A 6,325-nucleotide genomic window follows, 5' to 3' on the forward strand; every position below is an offset into this window, starting at 1 on the left:
ATAACATATAATAAAAAAAATTTTTCGCATATTCATGAAAACACGTGATTTTTTCTGTATCTATGATTAAAATATACTTGTGAAAAAATTTTTAGGAGGATTTATACATTTTGGATCAGGAAAAAACGTATTCTGTAATGGTCGGAGAAGAACCGCTTGTATTTAAGACAGGGAGAATAGCAAAGCAGGCAAATGGCGCAGTTATTGTATCGCACGGAGATACTGTTTTATTATGTACTGCATGTATGAATGACACTGTACGCACTGGAATTGATTTCTTCCCGTTAGTTGTTGATTATGAAGAGAGATATTATGCAGCTGGTAAAATTCCAGGAGGTTTTGTGAAGCGTGAGGGGAAGCCTTCAGACTCGGGCATACTTGGATCAAGAGTTATAGACAGGTCAATTCGTTCACTTTTTGATGACAATATGCGCAATGAGGTGCAAATAGTTACTACAGTTTTAGCGATGGATCAAATGTTCCCGGCAAATGTTTTAGGCATAAACGGAGCGAGCGCGGCTCTTGCAATTTCAGGAATCCCATGGAACGGCCCCGTTGCTGCTGTGAGAGTCGGACTCGTGGGCGGAAATTTAATCGTAAATCCCACTGACAGGCAAATGAACAGCTCATTATTAAATCTCGTTGTTGCCGGACACGATGACGGAATCACAATGGTAGAGTCGGGCTCCTATGAAGTATCAGAAGAATTATTAGTTGACGCGCTGGAACTTGCACACTCTGAAATCAAGAAAATTATCGCAGTATTAAGACGCATGAAAGAAGAAGTCGGCAAACCTTTACTTGAAGTTCCTGCACCGGAAAAATTCCCGGAAATTGACAGCTGGATTTGCGAAAACCTTGACTCAAAAGTTGATGCAGCAGTAAGAATTCACGACAAGAAACCTAGAGAGAAAGCAATAAACGAGATAAAGGCTCAAGCACTCGAAAATTTTGCAGAAATGCTCAAAGAAAACCCCGAAAGAGAAGAATATATTAATGCATTTGTCGACGAACGAGTTAAAAATATAATGCGCGGAATAATTATTAATGAAAGAGTCAGAGTCGACGGGCGCAAAATGGATCAGATAAGGCCTATAACCTGCGAAATTGATATATTGCCTAAAGTTCACGGCACGGCGTTATTCACAAGAGGCGAGACTCAATCGCTTGCTACGACAACACTAGGAATGATCGGCGAAGATGATCAGATTTTAGACGGAATCAAACTCAACGAACCGGCAAAAAGATTCATGCTGCATTATAACTTCCCGCCCTATTCAGTCGGAGAAGTCCGGGCTATACGAGGTCCGGGCAGGCGTGAAATTGGTCACGGAGCTTTGGCAGAACGTGCTTTACTTCCTGTTATTCCCACAGAAGAAGAATTCCCGTATGTTATTCGCGTAGTTTCTGACATAATGGAGTCGAACGGCTCAAGCTCGCAGGCTAGTATTTGCGGGGGGAGTCTCTCAATGATGCACGCAGGAGTACCAATTCGCGGACATGTTGCAGGTATAGCAATGGGCTTAATAAAAGAGGGCGACAAGGTACAAATTTTAACGGATATTCAGGGACTTGAAGATCATTACGGCGATATGGATTTCAAAGTCGCAGGAACAAGAGCAGGAGTTACAGCCCTACAAATGGACAATAAAGCCGGAGGAATCACCCGCGAAATCTTAGAAAACGCACTAGCTCAAGCACGCAAAGCAAGATTTGAGATTCTCGAAAAAATGGAAGCAGTTATACCAGTTCCCAATAAAATATCACCGAATGCACCTAGAATTATTTCATTTGAGATTGACCCGGAGAAAATCCGCGATGTTATCGGCACTGGCGGGAAGGTTGTACGCAGCATAACTCAGAGAACCGGCGTTAAAATGAATATCGAGGACGACGGAATTATTACGATTTCAGGGCCTACTCAAGCGCAAGTTGAAGACGCAAGGGCAATCGTATTATCACTAACAAGAGATTTAGCGCCCGGAGAAGTCTATTATGGAACTGTAACGAGATTATTAAGTTTCGGCGCGTTCGTTGAATGCATACCCGGTAAAGAAGGCTTGTTACATGTAAGTGAAATCAGCACTAACAGAGTCCCACGCGTTGAAGATGTCTTAAAGCCCGGTGATAGAGTTTTAGTTATGGTAAAAGATATTGACGATCAGGGACGCGCAAATTTAACAAGACGCAGAGTCATGGCCAGTGAAGACAAGGTCAGGGCAGCGGGACTCGCTCATGTTTTGCCGGATGAGAGAGAACGAGATAATTTAATTGCAAGTCTTGCGTCACGTGAAAGAGGTTATAACAATTTCCAAATGAGAGACAGAATCAGCTACATGGATCGGGGCTATTCGTCAAATCGAGCTACACGAAATGATTTCGATTTCGGGCGTGGAAATTATGACCGCAGCAACAGGCGCAATGACAGAAGCAGACGAGGCTATTAATTATGGAGCATGAAATAACCGTAAAAATTTTACGCACTGCACAGACTATCAAGATCCCCGAATATGCGACTCCCGGGTCGGCCGGGCTTGATTTATGTTCGATGAGGTATTGCATTATAAAGCCTAACGAGATGGCATTAATTCCGACTGGGATAAAATTAGCTATTCCTGAAGGTTACGAGGCACAAATCAGGCCAAGAAGCGGGCTGGCACTCAATCACAGAATAATAATTCCGAACAGTCCGGGGACGATTGACTCGGATTATCGGGGCGAGATAAAAGTTTTGCTGCTTAACATGGGAGAAGAGCCTTTCACTCTTTCATTCGGTGATAGAATTGCACAAATGGTATTTACTCCGGTGGCACATGCAAAATTTGAAGATGTCAAGAAACTTGATGAGACTTCCCGGGGGTCGGGAGGTTTCGGAAGCACAGGAATAAATTAATTTCTTGAATTCCCCCTTTGACTGCGAAAAGTTGAGGGGGAATAATTTTCTTACATTGTTATATATTCCACTTCACTAATCACTAAATCAAATAAAGGAGTCATAAATTTTTATGCAGGAATTCAATTTTACCCCTATACACAAAATCGAGCTTGAAATTTTCTCGGATTCAGGGCTTAAAGTAGGAGTCTTAACTGGCAGCTATGACATTAACAAGCGATATTTTACAATTGACCAAATTCAGATTTTACCCGGTTATTTGAGCTTGAACCTTGTGAAACGCGCAATCTGTGAAATAATTAACGTATCAGGAGCAAATAATATCAGACAGATTTATGACGAACCCGCCGGAGAAAATTATGACGACGAGTCAAGAGATCCTCAAATGAAAATATTTCGCTCGATTGAATTTTTTTATCCTGACTTCACGATTAAGCGCACCCTGTTACAAGCTGAATATATGCTGAATGTTAAAGAACTGCCCGAAAAAATGAAACATGCTTCTTACTATACAGATGAAAATTTAGAACGCCGCGGAATGAAATTTTTTCCATTCGAGAAATTGCCCGATTTTGCCGAAGAGATTCAAGAATTATGCGAATCAGATTATCAAGCTGAAATATTTTCACCGTTTAAAGCCGGAAATTATACCCCCGAATTAAGTTATATTGCTGTCTTGAATGGCAAAGTATTCGGCTGGGTTTACTGCAAAAGGGTAGATTCGGAAGTTGTAATCTTTAAAGGCTGGTATGTCGCGAAAAATTTCGTACTGTCATGGGCGGGGGAGCTAGTCTAATTGCCTATACGATTCGTAATTTAATAGGCTGCTGTTCTGTCTTGAAATTCACTCTTTCTGAAACAAGCAAGTCATTAAAGCGTTTCTATAAATATTATTTCGGGAATGCCTTAAAAAATGGAACTCGCCGATTCAAAATCGAAATGATTTGTAAAATTTAGTAATATATTTGCAAGAAAAAAATTTTTATTCTATGATTACACAATCATAAAAATTTTATGCGGAGGTTAAATCATGAATTTCACAAAGGAACAAATCACAAAAGCAATATCATGCAAAAGTGTCGACGAGTTATTAAAGCTCGCTAAGTCAGAGGGCGTAGAACTCACGCGTGAACAGGCAGAAACTTATTTTGCCAAGTTAAGCAAGAGCGAATTAACAGCTGAAGAACTCGCAAAAGTTGCAGGCGGCGGGGTAGGTATGGGGTTGCAATTGGCAGGACTTCAGAATCCTCAAAGTCTTGATAATTTGGGAAATAATAATAACTCACGGTGTAAATGCGATAATTACATACCGTTTGATCCGGAGTAATCGTTGTTCAGACGACTGTAAATGCGTTGATGTGGATACTTGTGCCCAGACATTTTAAACAGGAGGATTTACTCATGAAATTCACGAAAGAACAAATTGAGAAGGCAATGGCGTGCAAAAGTGTCGATGAGTTATTAACTCTCGCTAAATCAGATGGCGCAGCACTCACGCGCGAACAGGCAGAAACTTATTTTGCCCACTTAAGTATGAACGAATTAACACCTGAAGAACTCGCAAAAGTTGCAGGCGGAGTAGGTATGGGATTGCAATTGGCAGGACTTCAGAATCCTCAAAGTCTTAATGATTTTGAAAATAATAGCTCACGGTGTAAATGCGATTGCGATACTGTGAATCCTTGTTGCCAGGAACCACTTCACTAAGGCAATGGCGTGCAAAAGTGTCGACGAGTTATTAACTCTCGCTAAGTCAGACGGTGTAGAACTCACGCGCGAATAGACAGAAACTTATTTCTCCCAGCTAAGCATGAACGAATTAACACCTGAAGCGATTATGTGCAAATTTGATGACTGTTATCGAGATTAGAATTCGTAAATTGCTGGGTTTGTTGATTACAGCCCTGCTTTTAGTTATTTGTAAAAATTTTAGGAGGATATTATTTTGCGCACAAGTAAATATGAAATTCTTTTACCCTTACCAGAGTCAGAGTCTCAAGATTACGTGTTAATTAATGGACTCTACGGAGCTGTTGATTTAATTGATAAGAACGAGGCTCAATTACTCACTGAAGCAAAAAATAATCCCGACTTACTCAAAAAATTAGAATCTTCACGGTTCGAATTACTTACTAAACGCGGGCATATTGTGAACTCAGACGAACAGGAATACGAAGATATGAGCATTCTTGAAGAATTCACAAGCTATTATATTCAAATACCGGAGTCGGACTCGTTATAGCTCCTACTTATAATTGTAATTTACGCTGCTTTTATTGTGTTGAACGGCATAGACTCACACGCGGCACTGAATGGCTCGAACGCACAATGAGTAAATCTTTAGTAGATGCAATTTTTGCACAGGTAAAAGACTACAAAGCACGCAATTATATAATTAATGACTGCTCACTTTACGGCGGAGAACCTTTATTAGCAGAAAATAAAGATATAATCCGTTACATTTGCGAGAAGTGCCGGGAAAATGATATGACAATTCGTGCTACAACAAACGGCACTGACTTAGATAAATATTTAGACTTAATTCAAGAGTTTAAATTCACGAACTTGCAGATCACAGTCGACGGCCCGAAAGAAATTCACGATAAAAGGCGATTTTTTGCGGACGGGTCAGGCAGCTTTGACAAAATCATGAATAATATAGCACTGGCACTCGAACGCGAAATAAAAATAATTGTTCATGTAAATGTAGGTAAGTCAAATATTGATCATATGTCTGAACTTGAACAGGAATTCAAATCACGCGGCTTCACTGAGAAAAAAAATTTTTCATATTATTTCAGAGGCGTATTTGATACACCTGATGCAATAGACGAATCCGAAATTTTAAAGACGCTTATTAATTCCGGGCACTCGCTTTATGATGCAATAAAACTTGCAAGTTTTTATTCAATCTCTGCAAGGAGTTTATATGCTTGGCTCGATAAAAAAATTTGGCCGAAAATAAATCCTACTTACTGCGGGACACAAAATTCTATGAACGTAATCGGCCCGGACGGTTTGATTTTTCCATGCTGGAATGTAGTCGCCAAAGATGAGCTTGCTATGGGCTTTGTTGATGAGGCTTCACAAAAATTTTTGTATAATTTCTCAATGACAGAGTGGCGCACAAGATATGTAAATAATATGACTCCGTGTAAAGATTGCGAGTACTTAATGTTATGCGGGGGAGGCTGTGCAAGAAAATATCCTGAAGAAAAAATGTATACCGGAATTTGCCAAAATTTTCAAGAAGTATTTAATTACACAGCACCAAAGGCAATCGCTAAATTTCTTAGACGGTGTCGTCAGAATAGGAAATATATGATAGTCTATAAAAAATTTTTATTAAGGGTGAAGAAAATTTATGAAATCAGAACTTCATAGACATGACATATCTGAGCGGGCATGGAAATTATTGAAAGATTATTTACC

The 6,325-nt window shown here is 39.9% G+C and carries 7 protein-coding genes; all 7 read left to right on the forward strand.

The window, feature by feature from the left end:
* Positions 1 to 137 precede the first annotated feature (137 nt).
* The 7 genes from pnp (at position 138) to IJT21_02880 (ending at position 6,277) form a co-directional block, all read left to right on the forward strand.
* Positions 138 to 2,447 (forward strand): polyribonucleotide nucleotidyltransferase, encoded by a 2,310-nt coding sequence (gene pnp / locus IJT21_02850; protein MBQ7577187.1) that lies wholly within the window; start codon positions 138 to 140, stop codon positions 2,445 to 2,447.
* A 2-nt stretch (positions 2,448 to 2,449) separates the two neighbouring features.
* A complete protein-coding gene (gene dut, locus IJT21_02855; GenBank protein ID MBQ7577188.1) occupies positions 2,450 to 2,893 on the forward strand; it encodes a dUTP diphosphatase in 444 nt (147 codons plus the stop codon).
* A gap of 112 nt (positions 2,894 to 3,005) precedes the next feature.
* Complete coding sequence (locus tag IJT21_02860; GenBank protein ID MBQ7577189.1) at positions 3,006 to 3,689, forward strand: hypothetical protein; 684 nt, start codon at positions 3,006 to 3,008, stop codon at positions 3,687 to 3,689.
* 234 nt (positions 3,690 to 3,923) lie between these two features.
* Positions 3,924 to 4,220, forward strand: a complete 297-nt coding sequence (locus IJT21_02865; protein MBQ7577190.1) for a DUF2624 family protein — start codon at positions 3,924 to 3,926, stop codon at positions 4,218 to 4,220.
* A gap of 74 nt (positions 4,221 to 4,294) precedes the next feature.
* On the forward strand, positions 4,295 to 4,600 hold the full coding sequence (locus tag IJT21_02870; GenBank protein ID MBQ7577191.1) for a hypothetical protein: 306 nt from the start codon (positions 4,295 to 4,297) through the stop codon (positions 4,598 to 4,600).
* Between the two features lie 238 nt (positions 4,601 to 4,838).
* The gene (locus tag IJT21_02875; protein MBQ7577192.1) at positions 4,839 to 5,135 is read left to right on the forward strand and encodes a hypothetical protein; all 297 of its coding nucleotides are present in this window, start codon (positions 4,839 to 4,841) and stop codon (positions 5,133 to 5,135) included.
* A gap of 86 nt (positions 5,136 to 5,221) precedes the next feature.
* A complete protein-coding gene (locus tag IJT21_02880) occupies positions 5,222 to 6,277 on the forward strand; it encodes a radical SAM protein (GenBank protein ID MBQ7577193.1) in 1,056 nt (351 codons plus the stop codon).
* Positions 6,278 to 6,325: the final 48 nt, after the last annotated feature.

Source organism: Synergistaceae bacterium (assembly GCA_017443945.1).
In the GTDB taxonomy this organism is placed as follows: domain Bacteria; phylum Synergistota; class Synergistia; order Synergistales; family Aminobacteriaceae; genus JAFUXM01.

Coding starts and splice junctions, on each gene's coding strand:
- pnp (MBQ7577187.1), top strand. CDS start 138: ATGGTCGGAGAAGAACCGCTTGTATTTAAGACAGGGAGAATAGCAAAG.
- dut (MBQ7577188.1), top strand. CDS start 2,450: ATGGAGCATGAAATAACCGTAAAAATTTTACGCACTGCACAGACTATC.
- IJT21_02860 (MBQ7577189.1), top strand. CDS start 3,006: ATGCAGGAATTCAATTTTACCCCTATACACAAAATCGAGCTTGAAATT.
- IJT21_02865 (MBQ7577190.1), top strand. CDS start 3,924: ATGAATTTCACAAAGGAACAAATCACAAAAGCAATATCATGCAAAAGT.
- IJT21_02870 (MBQ7577191.1), top strand. CDS start 4,295: ATGAAATTCACGAAAGAACAAATTGAGAAGGCAATGGCGTGCAAAAGT.
- IJT21_02880 (MBQ7577193.1), top strand. CDS start 5,222: ATGAGTAAATCTTTAGTAGATGCAATTTTTGCACAGGTAAAAGACTAC.